This window comes from Cellulomonas sp. CW35 (genome assembly GCF_052378485.1).
Classification (GTDB): domain Bacteria; phylum Actinomycetota; class Actinomycetes; order Actinomycetales; family Cellulomonadaceae; genus Cellulomonas; species Cellulomonas uda.
In genome coordinates, this window is the sequence record NZ_CP199000.1 from 49,647 (window position 1) to 67,390 (window position 17,744).

General features: G+C 74.7%; 14 protein-coding genes, 1 pseudogene and 1 riboswitch. Of the genes and pseudogenes, 9 read left to right on the top strand and 6 right to left on the bottom strand.

What is annotated here, in order from left to right; genetic code table 11:
- Positions 1-146: 146 nt before the first annotated feature.
- The 3 genes from ACT17Q_RS00235 to ACT17Q_RS00245 form a co-directional block, all read right to left on the bottom strand.
- Positions 147-2,957 (bottom strand): cellulose binding domain-containing protein, encoded by a 2,811-nt coding sequence (locus ACT17Q_RS00235; RefSeq protein ID WP_444663885.1) that lies wholly within the window; start codon positions 2,955-2,957, stop codon positions 147-149.
- Between the two features lie 324 nt (positions 2,958-3,281).
- Complete coding sequence (locus ACT17Q_RS00240; RefSeq protein WP_444663887.1) at positions 3,282-4,067, bottom strand: YqgE/AlgH family protein; 786 nt, start codon at positions 4,065-4,067, stop codon at positions 3,282-3,284.
- Positions 4,068-4,134: 67 nt separating this feature from the next.
- A complete protein-coding gene (locus ACT17Q_RS00245; RefSeq protein WP_094181392.1) occupies positions 4,135-4,860 on the bottom strand; it encodes a M50 family metallopeptidase in 726 nt (241 codons plus the stop codon).
- 57 nt (positions 4,861-4,917) lie between these two features.
- Here ACT17Q_RS00245 and ACT17Q_RS00250 point away from each other — a divergent pair, with 57 nt between their 5' ends.
- Entirely contained in the window at positions 4,918-5,715 is a 798-nt protein-coding gene (locus ACT17Q_RS00250) for a VOC family protein (RefSeq protein ID WP_268533171.1), read from the top strand.
- Between the two features lie 116 nt (positions 5,716-5,831).
- Here the strand turns inward: ACT17Q_RS00250 and ACT17Q_RS00255 are convergent, their stop codons facing one another.
- A complete protein-coding gene (locus tag ACT17Q_RS00255; RefSeq protein WP_444663889.1) occupies positions 5,832-6,671 on the bottom strand; it encodes a DUF5701 family protein in 840 nt (279 codons plus the stop codon).
- Positions 6,672-7,227: 556 nt separating this feature from the next.
- Here ACT17Q_RS00255 and ACT17Q_RS00260 point away from each other — a divergent pair.
- From ACT17Q_RS00260 to ACT17Q_RS00270, 3 genes are all read left to right on the top strand, one after another.
- On the top strand, positions 7,228-9,396 hold the full coding sequence (locus ACT17Q_RS00260) for a penicillin-binding transpeptidase domain-containing protein (RefSeq protein WP_444663891.1): 2,169 nt from the start codon (positions 7,228-7,230) through the stop codon (positions 9,394-9,396).
- Positions 9,397-9,474: 78 nt separating this feature from the next.
- Positions 9,475-10,458, top strand: a complete 984-nt coding sequence (locus ACT17Q_RS00265; RefSeq protein ID WP_268533177.1) for an aldo/keto reductase — start codon at positions 9,475-9,477, stop codon at positions 10,456-10,458.
- A 192-nt stretch (positions 10,459-10,650) separates the two neighbouring features.
- Positions 10,651-10,726: riboswitch (cyclic di-GMP riboswitch) on the top strand.
- A 15-nt stretch (positions 10,727-10,741) separates the two neighbouring features.
- Positions 10,742-10,897, top strand: coding sequence for a hypothetical protein (locus tag ACT17Q_RS00270; protein ID WP_157732631.1), 156 nt, complete (start codon positions 10,742-10,744; stop codon positions 10,895-10,897).
- A 95-nt stretch (positions 10,898-10,992) separates the two neighbouring features.
- On the opposite strand, the gene ACT17Q_RS00275 is transcribed toward ACT17Q_RS00270, so the two are convergent.
- Positions 10,993-13,740 carry a flippase-like domain-containing protein gene (locus ACT17Q_RS00275; RefSeq protein ID WP_444663894.1) on the bottom strand — a complete coding sequence of 916 codons (2,748 nt, stop codon included), beginning with the start codon at positions 13,738-13,740 and terminating at the stop codon, positions 10,993-10,995.
- A gap of 225 nt (positions 13,741-13,965) precedes the next feature.
- Here ACT17Q_RS00275 and ACT17Q_RS00280 point away from each other — a divergent pair.
- Positions 13,966-14,025 (top strand): annotated as a pseudogene (locus ACT17Q_RS00280) (hypothetical protein); the annotation flags it as partial.
- A gap of 75 nt (positions 14,026-14,100) precedes the next feature.
- Here ACT17Q_RS00280 and ACT17Q_RS00285 read toward each other — a convergent pair.
- A complete protein-coding gene (locus tag ACT17Q_RS00285) occupies positions 14,101-14,907 on the bottom strand; it encodes a CPBP family intramembrane glutamic endopeptidase (RefSeq protein WP_141318857.1) in 807 nt (268 codons plus the stop codon).
- A gap of 134 nt (positions 14,908-15,041) precedes the next feature.
- On the opposite strand from ACT17Q_RS00285, the gene ACT17Q_RS00290 reads away from it, so the two are divergent.
- From ACT17Q_RS00290 to ACT17Q_RS00305, 4 genes are read left to right on the top strand one after another with little or no spacing between them, the layout of a single operon-like run.
- Positions 15,042-15,671 (top strand): hypothetical protein, encoded by a 630-nt coding sequence (locus tag ACT17Q_RS00290; protein WP_444663896.1) that lies wholly within the window; start codon positions 15,042-15,044, stop codon positions 15,669-15,671.
- On the top strand, positions 15,664-15,966 hold the full coding sequence (locus ACT17Q_RS00295; protein WP_444663898.1) for a transcriptional regulator: 303 nt from the start codon (positions 15,664-15,666) through the stop codon (positions 15,964-15,966). Before ACT17Q_RS00290 ends, ACT17Q_RS00295 begins: the two co-directional genes overlap by 8 nt.
- Positions 15,963-16,922 carry an ATP-binding cassette domain-containing protein gene (locus tag ACT17Q_RS00300; RefSeq protein ID WP_444663900.1) on the top strand — a complete coding sequence of 320 codons (960 nt, stop codon included), beginning with the start codon at positions 15,963-15,965 and terminating at the stop codon, positions 16,920-16,922. Before ACT17Q_RS00295 ends, ACT17Q_RS00300 begins: the two co-directional genes overlap by 4 nt.
- Positions 16,919-17,728, top strand: a complete 810-nt coding sequence (locus ACT17Q_RS00305) for an ABC transporter permease (protein ID WP_444663901.1) — start codon at positions 16,919-16,921, stop codon at positions 17,726-17,728. Before ACT17Q_RS00300 ends, ACT17Q_RS00305 begins: the two co-directional genes overlap by 4 nt.
- Positions 17,729-17,744 lie beyond the last annotated feature (16 nt).

Consider the following 17,744-nt stretch of genomic DNA (forward strand, 5'->3'; position numbering starts at 1 on the left):
GCTCCGGCGTCGGGTGGGACCGAGGTGCGGCCTCAGGTCCCACCCGACGCGGTCCCACCCGACGCGGTCCCACCCGACGTGGTCCCACCCGACGTGGTCCCACCAGATGTGGTCCCACCAGACGTGGTCACGCCGGTGTCATGAGGTCAGGACACCGTGCAGGTCGTGCCGTTGAGCGTGAAGCTCGTCGGCCTGGGGTTCGACCCGGTGAAGGAACCGTTGAACCCGATCTCGACCGACGACCCCGCGGCGATCGAGCCGTTCCACGGCGCGTTCGTCACCGTCACGGCCTTGCCGCTCTGCGTGTACGTGCCGGACCAGCCGCTCACGACCTTCTGGTCCCCGGGGAACGAGAACCCGAGCGACCACGAGCTGACCGCGCTCGCGGACGTGAGCCTCACCGACGCCGTGAAGCCACCGGGCCAGTCGTTGGTGGCGTACTTCACCGTGCACGCCCCCGTCGGCGTCGGCGTAGCGGTCGGCGTCGGGGTGGGGGTGGGTGTCGGGGTCGGCGTGGGCGTGGGTGTCACCGTCGGCGTCGGCGTCGGCGTCGGTGTGGGTGTGGGTGTGGGTGTGGGTGTGGGCGTGGGTGTCGCCGTGGGTGTGGGCGTGGGCGTGGGTGTCACCGTGGGTGTGGTGCCGGTGTTGCCGACCACGATCCCGCGGCCGTTGGTGGCCACGTACACGCGCCCGAACACGTCGGGGTCGCCGGTGATGGCGGCACCTGTCCAGGCGTACTGGTGCTCGTCGTCGTTGATGCGGGTCCAGGTGCTGCCGCCGTCGAGCGAGCGGAAGAACCCACGCACCCCGTCGTACTCGGAGGTCGAGTAGACCGCCGGGTACGACGCACCGGGCGCCGCCTTGCCGAAGCCGACGGCACCGCCGTCGGTGAAGCCCGGGAGCTTCGTGAACGTCGTGCCGTAGTCCGTCGAGCGGTACAGACCGTTCTCGGCGGCGAGCCAGACGTGGCCCGCCTTGCCGGGCACGGCGCCGAACCGGACGTTGCCGGTCGTCGGGAACCCGGAGGCCGACGACGCGGTGAAGGTGACGCCCGCGTCGCGCGAGACGTAGAGCTTCCCGGCGGAGTAGGCGTAGAACGCCTTCGGGTCCTCACGGTCGGACTCGACCTGCGCCTGGGCGGGCACGCCGGTCGAGGCGGTCCACGACGAGCCGAGCGTCGTCGAGCGGTGCACGCCGGCGCCCTCGGGCGACCAGACGATCGCGGTGCCGTCGGCGTTGACCGCCACGGTGCCGGACTTCGTCACGCCCGCGGGCTCCTGCCCGGCCCACCACGTCGAGCCGGACGAGGTCGAGATGCCGATGTGGGACTCGACGGCGCCGTCGACGGCGTGTCCGACGCGCACCATCGTCGCGGGCTTCTTCTCGGCGAAGTCGACGGAGGTCCCCGTCCCGAAGAACGGCTGGGTGAACTGCTTGGCGGGCACCTTGGTGATGTCGGTGTGCACGAACCCACCGAGGTCCCCGAGCGCGGACACGAGCTCGACGGGGCCGGGAGGCGCGGCGAGGTCCTGCACGGAGGTCTCCTCGATGCCCTGGGCCTTGACGGTGATGTCGATCGTGCCGCCGGTGTCCCACGCGGTGAGGTTGTCGGTGCCGTAGATGGTCGCGCCGGTGCCGTAGAGCATCGTGTCGGAGTCGAAGGGGTCGATCTCGAGCGACTCGGTCATCCACCCGAGCTTGACCGGCGGCTCCGGCGGCTGCGGGTTCGTCGCGTTGAAGCCGAGCCAGGGCGCTGCGGAGATGTCCTGCGTGTAGCGCAGCGTGCGGTCCGGGTAGCCGGCCCACTCCCAGATGGGCGACCAGGTGGCGCCGCGGTCGGTGGACCGGAAGATGATGACGTCGGGCCACCAGGAGACCTGCGTGGCGACCATGATCGTGTCGGGATCCTGGCGGTCGATCGTCAGTCCGGAGTAGCCGTAGTAGAGGTCGGAGCTCGTCGACGGGACGGGCGAGATCCGGGTCCACGCGCCGGTCGTCGTGTCGAGGCGCCAGACGTCACCCTTGCCGCCGTCGTACGGGCCGCCGGTGTCGCTCGTCGCGATGTAGAGCTGCTTGCCGACCTTGTCGAACACGCCCTTGTGCGGGAGGTAGCCGGTGGGCTGGCCGGGGACGCGCGTCCACGTCGCCCCGCCGTCGGTCGAGCGGTAGACGTTGTTCTCCTTGTCGGCGACGCCGACGTAGATCGTCTTGCTGGCCACCCCGGCGGAGCCGCTCGTGGGGTCGAACGTCACCCACACGACGCCCTGGTTGGACGTGAGGTAGGAGTTCGACGAGGTGGGGTCCTGCACGTAGTTGCCGGGGTTGGGGAAGCTCGTGACCTCGGCCCAGGTGGCGCCGTAGTCGGTGGAGCGCCACAGGCCGTTGCCGCCCTCGGTGCCGAGGTACAGGACGCGGTTGTCGTTGGGGTCGATCTGGAGGCGCTCACCCATGCCGCGGCCCGGCATGTTGCCGCCCACCTTGAACGGCAGCATGGTCCGCTGCCACGTCTCGCCGCGGTCCGTGGAGCGCAGGATCGCCCCGTTCTGGGGGTCCCACTCGTTGGTGTAGGTGCCGACGGCGGCGTAGACGCGGTTCGGGTCGCGCGCGTCGGTGGCGAGGGACAGCACGCCGGTGTGGGACCACTCGTCCCAGCCGATGTGGTCGAGCAGCGGGATCCAGCGCTCGGTGCGGGGGTCGAGGCGGTACGCGCCGCCGATGTCGGTGCGGGCGTAGACGAGGTCCTTCTCGCCCTGGTTGTAGATGATCCCGGGGACGAAGCCGCCGCCGACGATCTCGACGTTGCTCCAGGTGTAGCCGGCGGGCGGGTCGGCGGCGTCGGCGGGGCCGGTGGCGAGGGCGACGCCGGTCGCGGTCAGCGCGAGTGCGAGCACCCCGGCGGCGGCGCGTCTCGCGGTCGTCGTGGGACGGGGTGTCGCGAGCAGGGTCGGAACACGCATCCGCTCACTCCTTCGTGGCGTGGTGTGGGCCCGCCGCGAGGGTCGCGACGGGGCCGACGACCCGTCGCGCCGGGCTGCGGGGTGCGCGGAGGTCTAGGGCAGGCGCGACGCTAGTTGAAGCGCTTCGACGACTGAATCGGGCGAATCGTTTACGACGATCAGCGAGGCCGATCAGCCCGACCGAATCAGCCCGACCGATCCGCCCGGTCGATCAGCCCGGTCGATCCGCCCGGTCGATCAGCCCGGTCGATCAGCCCGGTCGATCAGCCCGGTCGATCAGCCCGGTCGATCAGCCCGGCGGCCTGCGGACCCTGGTCCGGACGGTCAGTTCAGCCGCACGTCCGGCGGGTAGTGCGCCAGCATCGCCAGGTCGCCGCCCTGCCGCTGCAGCACGCGGCTCCAGAGCGTCTCGGGGTCGTCGGTGAACACGTCCGACGGCTCGGACGGCACCACGAACCACGCACCCTCGGCGATCTCCTCCTCCAGCTGACCCAGGCCCCAGCCGGAGTGCCCCGCGAAGATCCGCAGCCCGCTGAACCGCCCGACGACGCTCGTCGGGTCCGCGTCGAGGTCGACCAGACCGTAGACGCCGGTCAGCCGGTCGACGACGGGCTCGTCGCTCCCCGGCCCGCTAGCGGCCTGACCGCTCAGGCCGTCCCGGCCGGCACCTGACGCACCGAGCACGTCACCCGCGTCCCCCGTGCCACCCCAGCCACGCGTGTCACCCGGCTCGCCCCTGTCGTCCGGCGAGCCCGGCCGGCCCAGGCTGCCCGGGCCGTCGAGGCCGCCGCCGCGCAGACCGTCGAGCAGCTCGTCGCGCGAGCCCGCGGGGTCGTCGCGCAGGTCGCGGCCCGGCGGGGCGGGCGCGGCGACCGCGACGCCGATCGCGCCGTCGAGCCCCACCGGGCCGCCCTGGAACAGCCCGTCCGGGCGGCTCACCACGTCCTGCCAGCCCGGCAGCACCGCGTCGACCTCCACGGGGAGCAGCCGGTTGAGCACCACGCCGAACGCACCCTCGTCGTTGTGGTCGAGCAGCAGCACGACGGTGCGGTGGAAGTTGGGGTCGAGCAGCTGTGGTGCCGCCACCAGCAGCCGTCCGCTCAGGGTCATGGCTCCATCATCGGCTCGAAGGGCCGCGCACGGCACCCCGGACGCGCGTGTGTCAGACGCGCGTGGCTCAGACCTGGAGCCCGACGAGCCAGACGGCGCCCAGCGCGAGCCCGGCGACCGTGACGAGCGCGAGCACCCCCACCCAGAACGCCCCGGGCAGGTGCGTGAGCCCGCCGAGCAGCCCGGCGTCGGACGTGTCGCGGGCCCGGCGTCGGCGCGCGTCTCGTCGTCCCGCCTGCATCTCGAGCACGGCGCGCGGTGCGCCGAGCAGGAAGAACCACGTCACGGCGTACGCGAACACGGCCTGCACCTGCGCGGACGCCCACCCGGTCACGACGACGAGCACGGCGAGCGTCACGAGCACGGCCCACAGCCCGTACCAGTTGCGGATCCCGACGAGCACGCCGACGACGAGCACGAGCAGCGCCCACAGCAGTGCGACGTCGTAGCCGCGCACCAGCAGCCACGCGGCGCCCACGCCCACGACGGTCGGCGCGGGGTACCCCGCGAACGCGGTCGCGATCATCCCCGGCCCGCGCGGGCGGCCGCGCGACAGGGTCAGGCCCGAGGTGTCCGAGTGCACACGGATGCCCGACAGGCGCCGTCCGACGAGCACCGCGACCGTCGCGTGACCGGCCTCGTGCACGATCGTCAGCGCGTGCCGCGCGACCCGCCACGCGACCGGCACCGCCAGGACGACGAGCACGCCCAGGGCGGTCGCCACGACGACCCAGGTCTCGGGCACGGGGTTCGCCGTCGTCACGTCCGACCAGGTCTCTCGCAGCCAGTCCACGCGCGCGAGCGTACGGGTCACGGGCGCCCCGCGGGGCGGACGGGCTAGCGTCACCCCATGCCGATCCGGTGGACGACCGCGATGCTCGACCTGCCGCCCGACACGCTCGACGAGACGCTCGCGTTCTGGCTGCGCGTGACGGGCTCGGCGCTCTCGCCGTGGCGCGGCGAGGACGACGAGTACGCCACCCTCGTGCCGCCCGACGGCGACGACTACCTGCGCGTGCAGCGGTTCGCCGACGGCCCGCGCGTCCACCTCGACCTGCACGTGACCGCCGAGGGGCGGGACCCCGACGAGGCCGTGCGCGCCGAGCTGGTGCGCGCGCTCGCGCTCGGGGCCGCGCTCGAGCACGACGCGGGCGGGCACGTCGTGCTCTCGTCGCCCGGCGGGTACGTGTTCTGCCTGGTCCGGCACACGGGGCACGCGCGTCGACCCGGGGCCGTCCCCGTGGCCGAGCGCGCGCGCGACGGCGACGGTGCGGCGTGCGCGCTGGTCGACCAGGTCTGCCTCGACGTCCCGGCGGACCGGTTCGACGACGAGGCCGCGTTCTGGCCCGCGTTCACCGGTTGGCCGCTCGACCCTCGCGCGACGGGCGAGCTGGTGCCGCTCGAGCGGCCCGCGGGGATGCCGTTGCGCCTCCTGCTGCAACGGCTCGGCGCCGACGACCCGCGCCGCGAGACCAGCGCGCACCTCGACCTCGCGACGGTCGCACGCCCGGCCGTCGAGCGCGCGCACGTGCAGGCGGGGGCGCGGCTGGTCGCGCGCCGCGAGCGGTGGACGACGCTCCTCGACCCGTCGGGCTCCCCCTACTGCCTCACGGCGCGCGACCCGTCGACCGGCCGCGTCCCCGCCTGAGCCACCCGGCCTGAGCCACCCGCGCCTGAGCCAACCCGGCCTGAGCGCCCTCGGTCTGAGCGACGTCCGCCTGAGCGATGTCCGTGTGGACGACCCGGCCGGGACGACGCCGGCGCTCAGCGCGTGAGCGTCTCCCGCGACGTGGCCGAGGCGAAGCCGAGCCAGGTGTGCCGGTTGCGCGCCCAGCACCAGCCGACCTTCGGCGCGTCGCGGCGCTCGCGGCCGTCGCGGCCCGTGCCGTTGGAGATCCACACCGCGGGCGTCCGCGCGTCGAGCCCGCCGCGCGGCGTGACGCGCCGGGAGCCGATCGTCATGAAGCAGTGGTTGCGCTCGAGCACGTCGGGCGCCTGCAGCACCCACTGCACGCCCTCGCTCAGGGTGAGCGGGGTCCGCGCGCGGCGCGCGAGCTCGTCGGCGGCCTCGTCGGGCGACCAGCTCGCGAGGTCGTCGCCGCGGTCGAGCCCGACGAGCACGTACGGCTCGGCGGGCACGTCGAGGCCCGCGATCGGCGCGAACTCGTCGACGTCCGTCATGTCCTCGACGACGAACCCGGCGCGCTCGCCGCGGCGCAGCAGCGGTGCGAGCGCCGAGACCGGGACGAGTGTCGGGGGCAGGACGAGCAGGCCGCCAGGCCGGGCCTCGTCGGGCTCACGGTGGCGGGAGTCGTCGGCGCTGTCGGGTCTGGCGGGGTCGGCGGGGCCGGTGGGTTCGGTCGGGTCGGTGCGGTCCGCGGCGTGCGCGAGCGCGCGCAGGTCGTCGGGCGCGATGCCCGCGAGGTCGGCGACGCCGAGCGCGACGAGCCGTTCGGCCTGCTCGCGGAGTGACGGCAGCTCGTGAGCCGCACGGGCCGGGTGAGCCGCGGGAGTCGCCGGGGCGGGCGATGCGGGCGGTACGGGAGATGCGGACGGGCTCGTCGGGCTCGTCGTCGGGGTCGTCGTCGGGGTGGGTGCGGGCACGGTGACCTCCACGGGACGGTCGGGCGTCCGGGGCGTCGGACGCGCGGGATGGAGAACGCGCGGGACGTCCGGTTCGTGCCCGCGTCGCGGGTGATCCCGGGCCCTTGGTCACGTCCCTCGTCGCCCGCCGGGCCGTGCGGGTGGGGAGGTCCTGTGCAGGGGAGCAATTGCCGCGCACCGTGTCAGGGCGGACGGATAGAGTGCCGACGTCCCTGCGGTGGACGCCCGTCTCACACGTTGATCTGCACGGCTGCCCCGGTGGCCTGACCGGCTGCGAGCCCGAGCGGCCGCCCGCGGGTCGGCGGGCGCGTTGCCGCGGTCCGGTCGCCGGTGTCGGCGACGGGACGCGACGCCGTCCGGTCCGGGCGGGGTGGCGACCGCTCGCGCGGCCCGTGCGCCGTTCCGGTCGGCGCGTCCGCCCGGTGTACGCCGTGCGGTCGCACGAGCTCCGCGGCGACGTGTACGAGTGCCCGGCGAGGGTGCCCGGCGCGGGCGCGCGAGGGGCACGACGGTCGCGAGGCGCGACGAGACGACGACACGACGGAGGCCCGGACTGATGGACGGTGGGACGAGGCGCACGACGGTGCGGACCGCGCGCGGTGTCGCGGCGGTGGGCGTCGCGGCGCTCCTGGCGTCGGCCGGGCTGACGGCGTGCACGGCCTCGCCGCCGGGACCGCAGGACGCGGCTCAGGCGCTGGCCACCGCGCTGCAGGGCGGTGACCTGGCGGACGTCACGCTGGACGGTGCGACGCCCCAGCAGGCTCGCCAGCAGCGCGAGGAGGCGTTCGAGCAGGTGGTGGACGCGTTCGGGAAGGACGCGCTGACCGTCACGCTCGTGAGCGCGCAGGAGCACGAGGACGACGACGCGGTCGCGGATGCGGTGCTGCGATGGACGTGGCGCGCGGGCGGCCGGGCTCCCGGTGGCGAGCCGACGGGCGACGCGGACGAGCCGGACGCGGCGACCACGCCGGCCGGGCCGGCCGGGCCGGACGGCGACGCGGTCGCCGGTGCGGCGCGGGACTGGACCTACGAGACGACCGCACGCCTCCAGCGCGACGACCAGGACGTCTGGCACACCACGTGGGCGCCCGCGCTGCTCGCGCCGGACCTCGCGGCCGACGAGCAGATCGTCGTGACGCGCGAGGCGCCCGAGCGGGCGGACGTCCTGGGGGCGGGCGACGAGGTGCTCGTCGAGGCCCGTGACGTCTACCGGATCGGCATCGACAAGACGTTCCTGCCGGCGGACGAGGCCGGCGCGGCGGCACGCGGCCTGGCCGCGGCGCTCGACCTCGACGCCGACGCGTACGCCGCGCGCGTCGAGTCCGCGGGCGAGCGGGCGTTCGTCGAGGCGATCGTCGTGCGTGCGGACGACGGCTACTACGACGTGTCGGCCCTGCGGGAGCTGCCGGGCGTGAACGCGGTGGCCGACTCGATCCCGCTCGCGCCGACGCGCACGTTCGCACGGCCGATCCTCGGCACGGTGGGCGCGGCGACCGCGGAGATCATCGAGAAGTCCGACGGCGCGGTCCAGGCGGGCGACCTGACGGGCCTGTCGGGCCTGCAGCGCCAGCACGAGCAGCAGCTGCGCGGCACGCCGGGGCTGCGGATCGAGGCGCGCGCGGTCGAGGGCAGCCCGCGCGAGGGGGAGGTGCGCGCGCTGTTCACCGTGCCGCCCGTGCCGGGCGAGCCGCTGCGCACGACGCTCGACTCGCTCGTGCAGCAGTCGGCGGAGAGCATCCTGGCGGACGTGGGGCCGGCGTCCGCGATCGTCGCGATCCGCCCGTCGACGGGTGAGGTGATCGCCGCCGCGAGCGGCCCCGGCGGTGGGGGCATGTCGACGGCCACGCTCGGGCAGTACGCGCCCGGGTCCACGTTCAAGGTCGTGAGCGCGCTCGCGCTGCTGCGCGCGGGGATGACCCCGGACAGCGAGTTGACCTGCGCGGACGGGGTGACCGTTGACGGTCGGCGGTTCGACAACTTCCCCGACTACCCGGCCGACGCGCTGGGCGAGGTGCCGCTGCGCACGGCGTTCGCGCACTCGTGCAACACGGCGTTCATCGGCGCGCGCGACGAGGCGCCGCAGGACGCGGTCGTCGACGCCGCGGGCTCGCTGGGCCTGCTGCCGGCGCAGTCGCTGGGCTTCGCCTCGTTCCTGGGTGCGGTGCCGTCCGAGTCGGACGGGACGGACCACGCGGCGACCATGATCGGCCAGGGCCGCGTGCTCGCGTCTCCGCTGGGGATGGCGGTCGTCGCGGCGTCGGTCGCGGCGGGGCGCACGGTCACGCCGGTGCTCGTCGTGGACGGCGCGACAGGCGCGGCAGGTGGGTCCGGCTCGGCCGACGACGCCGACACCGCGGCGGACGCGACCCACGACGAGGCGACCTCGGGTGACGAGGAGTCGGGGAGCGCGAGCGAGGAGCCGCGCCCGCACGTGGACCTCACCGCCGACGAGGGTGCCGCGCTGCGCGCGCTCATGCGCGGGGTCGTCACCGAGGGCGGTGCGGGGTTCCTCGAGGACGTGGCGGGGCCGGACGTGCTGGCCAAGACGGGCACCGCGCAGTTCGGCCCGGTCGACGCGCTCAAGAACCACGTGTGGATGATCGCGGTCCAGGGCGACCTGGCGGTCGCGGTCTTCGTCGACGAGGGCGAGTACGGCTCGACGACGGCAGGTCCGCTGCTCACCCGGTTCCTCACGTCCCCCCCGGTCGTCGCGCTCGAGCGCTGACGCCGTGTCCCGCTCGCCCGGTGGCGGGGGTGGGTGGCACGCTGCGGGCAGCCCCGCCGCGCACGACCGGAGGACCTCATGACACGCCCGCCCGCACAGCCCCCCTACGCGCCCGGTGGTCCGACGTGGCTGCGCGCCCTGCCCGGTACGGACCTCACGGTGTCGGCGGTGACGCTCGGGGGTGGACCGCTGGGGAGCATGCCGGGCCTGTTCGGCCGCGAGGTGAGCGCGGAGGAGGGCGTGGCGACGGTGCTCGCGGCGTTCGACTCGCCGATCCGCACGATCGACACGTCGAACGGCTACTCGGACGGGGAGAGCGAGCGGCGGATCGGTGCCGCGATCGGCCTCGCGGACGGGCTGCCCGAGGGCGTCGTCGTGATCACGAAGGTCGACCCGCGCGGCTCCGACTACTCGGGTGCGCGGGTGCGCGCGTCGGTCGCGGAGAGCAGGCAGCGGCTCGGGCTCGACACGTTGCCGCTCGTGCACCTGCACGACCCGGAGGGGCACGACTTCGACGCGATGACGGCCCCGGGCGGCGCGGTGGACACGCTCGTCGAGTTGCGGGAGAGCGGGCAGGTCGGCCGGATCGGGCTCGCGGGCGGGCGGGTGCAGGAGATCGCGCGGTACCTGGAGCTGGGGGTGTTCGACGTCCTGCTGGTGCACAACCGGTGGACGTTGCTGGACCGCAGCGCGGGTCCGTTGGTCGACGAGGCGCGCCGGCGCGGGATGGGTGTGCTCAACGCGGCGGTGTACGGCGGGGGCATCCTCGCGGCGCAGCAGGGCGGGCCGACGACATACGGGTACCGGCCGGCCCCGCCGGAGGTGCTCGAGGCGGCGGCGCGCATGCGGGAGGCCTGCGCGGCGCACGGCACGGACATCGCGACCGCGGCGCTGCAGTTCTCGCTGCGCGACGAGCGGTTCGCCTCGACGGTCGTCGGGATGAGCCGGCCGGCGCGGGTGACGGCGACGGTCGAGGCGGCGGCGCGGGCCCTGCCGGACGCGCTGTGGCCCGAGCTCGAGGCGCTGCTGCCGCCGGCGCACGTGTGGCTGGACGCCCGGTAGGCAGCGCGCGCAGCGCCGGGTGTGCGCGCACACACGACACGTGACACCGGCTGCCACGGGGGACGATCCTGGAAGAAGCGGGCGGACGGGGCGGCTTGCGGTGGGCCGAACGGGTGATTTATCGGTGTGCCCGTATTTTCGCGGTTCGGGGCACTTGGCCCCGGAAGTCTTCTGAACTACCTTCGGTGCTGTCAGCGATAACGGCAAACCCTCCGCGAGGAGGGGACGCAAAGCCACGGGACCCTCGACGGTCAGCCGGGCTACCGAACAGACAGGACCGCAGATGGATCAGATCGGCTTTCCCCCCGCCGAGTCCTCGCAGTCTCCCGCCCTCCAGCCCGCCACCCCCCTGGTCCGAGTCCAGGCCTGGGCCGCGCTGGCCGCCACCCGCGGGGGTCTGACGACCGTCCCGACGCAGCTCGAGCGCACCGCCGCCTGAGACGTCGACGAAGAGCCGGTACGCGCTGCTGCGTGCCGGCTCTCGTCATGCCCGGCGGTCGGCGCGAGCCCGGGTGGGCTCAGGGCTGGGTGGGCTCAGAGCTCGCCGACGCGCTGCAGGTGGCGCATCGCGACCCACCCGATCGGGATGCGCACCCAGTAGGTGACGACGCGGAACAGCACCGCGATGGACAGCGCGACACCGGGGTTGGTGCCGGTCACGGCGGACAGGGACGCGGCGAGCGCGGCCTCGATGGCCCCCATGCCGCCGGGGGTCGGGACGAGCGCACCGGCGGTGTTGCCGGTGAGGTAGATGATCGCGACCTGGATGAGGCTCGCCTGCTGCCCGAAGGCGGCGAGGCAAGCGTCGAACGCGAGCACGAACCCGAGCGTCATGATGAGGTTCCCGGCGACGGCGACGGCGAGCCGCCACGGCCGGCCGAGGATGTCGACGAGGCGCGGCCAGATCTGGCGCAGCGTGGGGCGGATCTTCGCCATGACCCACTGCCGGACCTTGGGCACCAGCAGCGACGCGGCGACGAGCACGGCGACGAGTGCGACGATCAGCAGCACCTCGGGTGACACGGGCAGCGCCGACCCGCTGCTGCCGCCGGACAGCACGGACAGCACGACGAGCATCACGACGGTGACGACGAGCTGGCTGACCTGCACCATCGTCACCGTCGCGGCGGCCAGGGTCGTGGAGACGCCGCGCCTGGTGAGCATGCGCAGGTTGAGCGCGGCGGGGCCGATGCCGGCGGGGGCGGCGAGCGCGACGAAGTTGGACGCGGCCTGCACCTGCAGCGTGCGCCAGAACGGCAGGCGCACGGGGGAGAACGCGGTGAGGGCGAGCCCGGCGCCGACGATGGTCAGCAGGCCGAGCGCGAACGCGATGGCGGTCCAGCGCCAGTCGCTCGTCGAGAGCGCACTCGTGATCTGGTCGATGTTGATGCGGGTGACGAGCAGCAGCACGACGAGGATCGGCAGGACGATCGTGAGGATCGACCGCGCGCCGAACCGCACGAGCTGCTGGGGCTCGACGTCGGCCTCGGGGATCCGCGCGACGATCGCGGCGCGCAGGTCGGACAGCACCTTGCGGTGGCGGCGCACCTGGGTGCGGGTGCGTTCGGGCAGTGTGATGCCCTGCAGCAGCGGGCCGACGGCGGCGACGTCGTCGTCGTCGAGCGACTCGGCCGCGGACTGCAGCGCGCGCTCGACCCCGACGCGCAGGGCGAGCAGCGCGAGCATCTGGGTGAGGTCCATGCGCCGCGCGAGCTCGGACGACGCGACGTAGCCGTTCTCCCAGCCGACGACCCACACGATGGGGGTGCCGAGCAGGTCCTCCACGAGCACGGTGTCGGACGTGAGCGCGCGGTGCGCGATCCCGGCCTCGTGCGCGGTGCGCAGCTGCGCCCAGATCTCGCGGAGCACGTCGTCGGTGAGCGCCTCGTCGGGCAGCTCGGTGAGGGGCACGGCGGTGCCGGGGTGCGCCTGGACCAGGAGCATGGAGTCCTGGGCCTCGGCGACGCGCAGCAGCTCGGGGGTGCGCACGCCCGCGGCGCGGGCGGCGTAGCTGAGCAGCGCGGTGCGCTCGGCGGTCTGCCGCAGCGACTGCACGGACCGGCCCTCGAGGCCGCGCAGGCGCACGGACCGCCACACGCGCGAGACCATGCCCGCGACCTGGCGGTCGCCGTCGATGACGACGAGGTCGAGGCGGGGTCCGTCGTCGGTCGTCAGCTCGTAGGTGCGGTAGCCCGTGGAGCGGACGAGCGCACGGGCGGCCGCGTCGTCGGGTGCGGGGGGCGGCGCGACCGAGTGCACCCCGTCGGTGGTCCCGTCGGCGGACCCGGCTGCTTGGTCAGCTGCCTGGTCAGCGGCCTGGTCAGCGGCCTGGCCGGCGGGCTGGTGGGTGGTCTCGTCGTCGCGCTCCGGGTCGTCGTCGGCGGCGATGCGCCGCAGCCGCACGGGCTCGTAGCCGGCCCGCCGCACGCCCGCGACGAGGCTCGCGCCGTACGCGCGCTCGCTGCGCACGCCGGAGACGTACCGCACGACGAGCCCGCACAGCCGCCCGAGCAGGAGCGCCACGGCGAGCCCCGCGAGCGAGACCTGCGCGGTGATGAGGAGCACGCCCACGGCGATCCACACGGCCCGCCACGACCAGGCGACGGAGCGTCGGCGCTGGCGCGGGCCGCTGACGGTGAGCAGGCTCGCGAGCATCGCGACGTACGCGGGGATGGTGAGCTCCCACGTGCCGCCGATCCGCACGGACAGGCCGCGCACGAGCTCGTCGGACCCGACGCCCTGGACGACGAGCACGACGCCCGCGGTGACGGCGACGGCGAGGGCCGCCGCGATGATCGCCTCGATGAGCTGGCGGCCGAGCCGGCGCAGCGCCAGCTCGATGCCGACCGCGAGCGGCACGACGAGCGTCACGAACCCCTCGAGCACCTGCACGGGCACGAACAGGATGCGGCGCAGCAGCGTGGCGAACCCCTGCACGTCCTCCGCGACGCCCGTGGTGGTGTGCTGCGCGTAGGTCGCGAGCACCATGACGACGGCGACGCCGAGCGCGGACAGGATCGTGGAGATCAGGTCGCTGGGGTGGTGCACGCGGACGGTCGGCTGGTCGTCGACGACGATCGTCGCCGCCTCGGCCTCGGCGCGGGCGCGGGTCGCGCGGTCGTCGTCGGGGTCGGGCAGGCCGGGGATGCCGGGCTCGTCGTCGGGCGTCGCGGCCGGCCGGCCGGCACCGTGCGCGGTCGCGACGGGCAGCGGCGTGACGAGGCCGTCCGCCGCCGCGGCGGGTCGCGACGACGCGGACCCGGCCGACTCCCGCGAAGACATGACCGCGAGTCTAAGGCGGTGGTGCGCCGCCGCCCGCGGTTCGGGGCGGTTGTCGCCCGTTCGTCCCGGTACGGGTCTACGGTGGCCCTGGCGCACGCCGCCACGGGAGGGGGCGCTCGTGAGCACCGTGATCGTCCAGAGCGGCCGTTCGACGGACCCGGGCTGCGCCGGGTCTGGTGGTTGCCTCTGCTGCGGGGTGTGCTCCTGATCTCGCTGGGCCTGCTGATGGTGTTCCTCCCGCTCTGGACGCTGACGGCGGTCGCGTGGGCCATCGGGGTGTTCGCGCTGGTCGCGGGCGTGCTGCTGGTGGTGAGCGCGTTCGCGGTGCGCTCGTGGTCCCGCCGCGTCGTGCTCGACCAGCTAGTCGAGGCCCAGGCTCGTGAGCCATGCGCCGGGGATGAGCGCGTACCCGACGAACACGACGAGGTCCATGACGGTGTGGGCGACGACGAGCGGCATGACGCGTCGTCGGCGCCGGTAGTACTCGGCGAACACCAGGCCCATCACGACGTTGCCGACGAACGGCCCCCACCCCTGGTACAGGTGGTAGGAGCCGCGCAGGAGCGCGCTCGCGGCGACGACGAGCGGCGCGCTCCAGCGCAGCTCGCGCAGGCGCTCCATGAGGTAGCCGACGGCGACGACCTCCTCGAGCAGCGCGTTCTTGAGCGCGAGCGCGACGAGCAGCGGGATGGTCCACCAGTGGTCGTCGATCGTCGTCGGCTGGACCTGCACGGTGATGCCGACGGCGCGGCCGACGGCGTACAGCCCGAGGCCGGGGATGCCGATGAGCGCCGCGAGGCCGACCCCGACGCCGAGGTCGCGCCAGGGGCGGGCGGCCGTGAGGCCGATGCGCCGTGTCGCGGAGCGGCCGCCGGCAGAGAGCAGGTAGAGCGCGAGGGCGACGGGCACGAGCGCGAAGCCGATGGACAGCACCTGGTAGAGCACGTCGAGCCAGGGGCGTGGGTTGAGCGGCGCGTTGATGGTGGTGCTCTGGTCGGCGAGCGGGGGGCCCGCGGTCATCCGGTCGAGGATCGCGACGAGCGCGTACACCCCCGACCGGCCGAGCGAGAGACCGAGCACGATCCAGATCTCGACCGTGAGCCGGCGCCGCACCGCGCGCTCGGAGACGGGTGGCGTCCCGGGCGTCGGGGCGGTGGTGGCGGGCATGGGGGCACGGTAGCCGCCGCGGCCGTGCGGGACGACGACGAGGGGGTCTTGCGCGGATTGCCTGGATACGCGCAAACTGGTTTGCGACACAAACCACGGGTCCCGACGACGGGACCGGGCGCAGGGGAGGGGCGATGGACGACGACGACACCACCGGGGCACCGCTGGGCACCGAGGAGGCGCTCGCGATCATCGCGGACCAGCGTGCGGCTGCGGCCCGCACGCAACCCTCCGCCCCGCTGCTGTTCGGCGTGTGGGGCACCGCGTGGGTGCTCGGCTACGGCCTGCTGTGGCTCTCGGTCGGCGAGGACGAGCTGTGGGCCGCGTGGGCGGCGGTCGTCGCCGGTCTGGTGATCGTCGCCGCGATGGTCGTCACGGCGTGGCACAGCGTCACGCGTACGCACGGCATCCGGGGCCGCAGCGCGCAGCAGGGCGCGATGTACGGCTGGGGCTGGTTCCTCGGCTTCCTCGGCCAGGGCGTGACCGTCGCGGCCCTGGCCGACGCCGGTGCCTCGCGCGAGGTCGTCGGCCTCGCCGCCAACGCGATCGCGTCGCTCGTCGTCGGCCTGCTCTACATCGCGGGCGGTCTGATGTGGCGCGCGACCGCGATGTACGCGCTCGGCGCCTGGATCCTCCTGGCCGGTGCGGCCAGCGCCTTCGCGGGGATCCCCGGCTCGTACGCGGTGCTCGCGCTCGCGGGCGGCGGCGGGATGCTCGTCGCGGCGCTCGTGACGCGCGTGCGGGACGGGCGGTCCCGTGCCTGACGACGAGCTCGACCCGGTCATCCACGCACCGGCCCGGCTGCGGGTCGTCGCGACCCTCGTGGGCCTCGGCGACGGCGACCGCATCTCGTTCCCCCGCCTGCGCGGCATGCTCGACATGACCGCGGGGAACCTGTCCACCCACCTGCGACGCCTCGAGGAGGCGGGCTACGTGACCATCACCAAGACCTACGAGGGCCGGTCCCCCGCGACGTACGTCGCGCTCACCCCGGCCGGGCGCCTCGCGTTCGACGTCTACGCGCAGCGGCTGCGCGAGCTCCTCGGGAGCGGACGGTGACGCGCGACGAGCACGTCGTCGTCGCCGACCACGTCACGCGCCGGTTCGGCGCGGTCGTCGCGCTCGACGACGTGTCGCTGAGCGTCGGCCAGGGCGAGCTCGTCGGGCTGCTCGGCCCCAACGGTGCGGGCAAGACCACGCTGCTCAGCCTCGTGGCCGGGCTGCGCAAGCCCGACGCGGGCACGGTCCGGCTGTTCGGCGGGGACCCGCGCGACGCGCGCTCGCGGCTCTCGCTCGGCACCACGCCGCAGGAGACCGGGCTGCCGTCGACGCTGCGCGTGCAGGAGGTCGTCGCGCTCGTCGCGGGCCACTACGCCGCGCCCATGCCCACGGGTGAGCTGCTCGAGCGGTTCGGGCTCCAGGACCTCGCGCGGCGGCAGACGGGCGGGCTGTCGGGCGGGCAGAAGCGACGGCTCGCGGTCGCGCTCGCGCTCGTGGGCCGCCCCCGGCTCGTGCTGCTCGACGAGCCCACCACGGGCCTCGACGTCGAGGGCCGGCACGTGCTGTGGCAGGCGCTGCGCGACTACCACGCCGACGGCGCGACCGTGCTGCTGACGAGCCACTACCTCGAGGAGGTCGAGGCGCTCGCGCACCGCGTGGTGGTCGTCGGGCACGGGCGTGTGCTCGCGGACGGCGGGCTGGCGGACGTGGTCGCGCTCGTCGCGCGGCGCCGCGTGCTGGTGACCGTGCCGGCCGACGCGCTGCCCCGCCTCGAGCGGCTGCCCGGGGTCGAGGTGCTCGAGGCTGCGGGCCGGCCCGAGGGCGTGCGGGTCACGCTGCTCGCGGCCGATGCCGACGAGCTCGTGCGCACGCTCGTCGGGCAGGACGCGCCGTTCCGTGACCTCGAGGTGCGCGGCGCCTCCCTCGAGGAGGCGTTCCTCGCGCTCACCGCGAGCGGCGGGGTGCTCGAGCCCGGACGCGCCGCCGCCGAGCCCGTCCAGGAGGTCCGGTCATGACCGTCACCCACGCCCCCGTCCCCGGCCCGGCGCCCGTGCGCGCCGCGCGCCCGCCCGCGCTGTGGCGGCTCGTCTGGCTGCACGCGCGGCTCGGCTTCGTCGAGACGGTGCGCATCCCGATCGCCGTGATCGGCAACCTGCTGTTCCCCGCGCTCGCGCTGCTGTTCTTCGTGGTCCCCCAGCGCGAGGTCGCGCAGGACCCGGTCGGCGCGCTCGTCGCGGTCGCGCAGCTCGGCACGTTCGCGGTGATGTCGACGTGCCTGTTCTCGTTCGGCGCGGGAGTCTCGGAGGACCGCGCGCAGCCGTTCGACCCGTACCTGCGGACGCTGCCGGCCGGTCCGGGGGCGCGGCTGACGGGCCGCGTGCTCAACGGTCTGCTGTGGTCGTACTGCGCGCTCGCGCCGGTCGTGCTCGTCGGGTGGCTGCTCACCGCGGCCGAGCTGCGGTGGGAGCAGGCGCTGCAGTGCGTCGCGCTCGTCGTCGGCGTCGCGGTGCCGTTCCTGCTGCTGGGCCTCGCGATCGGGTATCGGCTGTCCGCGAAGGCCGCGATCGCGGTCGTGCAGGCGGTGCTGTTCCCGCTCGCGTTCGCCGGCGGGCTGTTCATGCCGCCGCAGGTGTTCCCCGACTGGCTCGACACGTTGTCGATGGCCCTGCCGTCGCGGGCCGTGCGGGACCTCGTCGTGCAGGTCACCGCGGGCGTCGAGGCCTACCCGCTCGCGCTGCCCGTGCTGCTCGGCTGGACCGCGCTGTTCGCGGCCCTCGCCGTGCTGGCGTACCGGGCCGACGAGGGCCGCCGGTTCCGCTGACCCGCGGTGCGGGCAG